This is a genomic window from Streptomyces spiramenti (assembly GCF_012034385.1).
Lineage (GTDB): Bacteria > Actinomycetota > Actinomycetes > Streptomycetales > Streptomycetaceae > Streptomyces > Streptomyces spiramenti.
The window spans coordinates 1-1,648 of the sequence record NZ_JAAVJB010000435.1 but is presented as its reverse complement, the minus strand read 5'-3'; the positions used below and the strand labels follow the sequence as shown (position 1 = coordinate 1,648).

The 1,648-nt window shown below is 75.7% G+C and carries 1 protein-coding gene; it reads right to left on the bottom strand.

Translation table 11 applies throughout. The features are described from left to right. Positions 1–78: 78 nt before the first annotated feature. Entirely contained in the window at positions 79–1,509 is a 1,431-nt protein-coding gene (locus tag HCJ92_RS23975; RefSeq protein WP_167935699.1) for a histidine kinase, read from the bottom strand. Positions 1,510–1,648 lie beyond the last annotated feature (139 nt).

Sequence of the window (1,648 nt, the reverse complement as noted above, 5' to 3'; positions counted from 1 at the left end):
GGGCGTGGGCCGGGCCTGCGTCGACCGGTGGCGGGGCCGCACGGCCGGGGGACGGGGCCGGTCGCTCGTCCGCCGCGCTCACGCGCGTGGCCCGGCTTCGGGAAGCGGAATCCACGCGGTGGCCGTGTAGCTGTCCGGACGGCGCCCGCCGTCGGGCGGCGCCCAGACGGTCGCCGGGTCGTCCGCCGTCTCCTCGTCCGCCGCGTGGCCGGGATGCCGCGCCACGGACAGTCGGCCGCCGACCGTGTCCAGTCGCGCCCGCATCCCCTCCAGGCCCATGCCGGACACACCGGCCGCCGTTCGCGGGCTCACCGCGTTACGCACCTCGATCCTCAACTGCTCGTCCCAGTGCCGTTCCACCAGCACCGGCTCCCCGCGCACACCGTGCTTCAGTGCGTTGGTCAGCATCTCCTGGAGCACCCGGAACGCGACCGTCCCCACGTCGGACGGCAGCGGACGCGGGGCCCCGATGACATGGTCCCGCACCTCGCCCCCGGCGGCCCGCACGTCCTCGATGAGAGTGTCGGGGCTGCCCGTCGGCTGGAGCCCCGGACCGTCGGGCCCGGCGATGGACGCCAGCACCTGCCGCACGTCACGCAGCGACTGCCTGGCGGACGACGCGATGTTCTCCATGGTGCGGCGACGCCCCTCGGTGTCCTCGTCCGGCAGGAACTGCGCCGACTCCGCCTGCGCGAGGATCACCGCGAGGGAGTGGCCGACCACGTCGTGCACGTCGCGGGCCAGTCTGGCCTGGCCCTCCCGAAGCCTCGCGATCTCCTGCGCCTCGGACCGCTGCGCCTCCGCCTGCGAACGCTGTGCCTCGGCCGCCGAGCGCTGCGCCTCCGCCCGCCGTCGCGCCTCCTCGTCCTCGACCGACTTCTCCCGGGAGGCCCGCGCCGCCGCGCGCAGCCGCAGCACCAGGCCGACCAGCCACGGCAGCGCGCAGATCGCCAGCGCGGTGAGCAGGAGCAGCGTGACCGCGCCCCTGGCGTCCAGCAACCGAGGCAGCCAGACGCCGTAGGTGTAGGCGCCGAGCATGTGCAGGCCGTGGGTGTAGCTGAGGATCACCGCGAAGGCGACGGCTCCCAGCACGGACACCCCCGAGACCCAGACCACGGGGGTGCTCCCGTAGCGGGCGGCGCCGTACAGCGCCAGCACCCCGGCGAGCTGTACCAGGAACAACTGGGTGCCGGTGATCATCTGCGCGAACAGCATCATCCAGCCGAGCAGCAGGGCCGCGCCCGGGGCGCGGCGGTGGCAGGCGACCGCTCCGGCCAGCAGCACCGCCACGACGAACACCACCGGCGAGCGGACGTACAGGTCGGCCACGGCACGGTCCAGCTCCACGAACGCCAGGACGAGCACCCCGAAGCCGAGGAGGATGTCCCGCGTCCAGCCCTCCCGCGCGAGGGGCGAGAGGTCGAGGTGCCGGCCGGTGGACGGCGGGCCCGCGGGGCCGTGGTCGGACCAGGGCGGTGCCGCGGGGTCGCGGTGGGGGTGCGGTGTCACTGCCTGCTCGTCTCGTGGCCGGGATCGGACGGCCCGCTGGCCGGGCGGACCGCACCGGCGCCACGGGCCCACGGGCCCCGCGGTGCGACCGGCGGTCGCGACGGGTGGGGCACCGCCGACGACGCCGACACCACCGCGG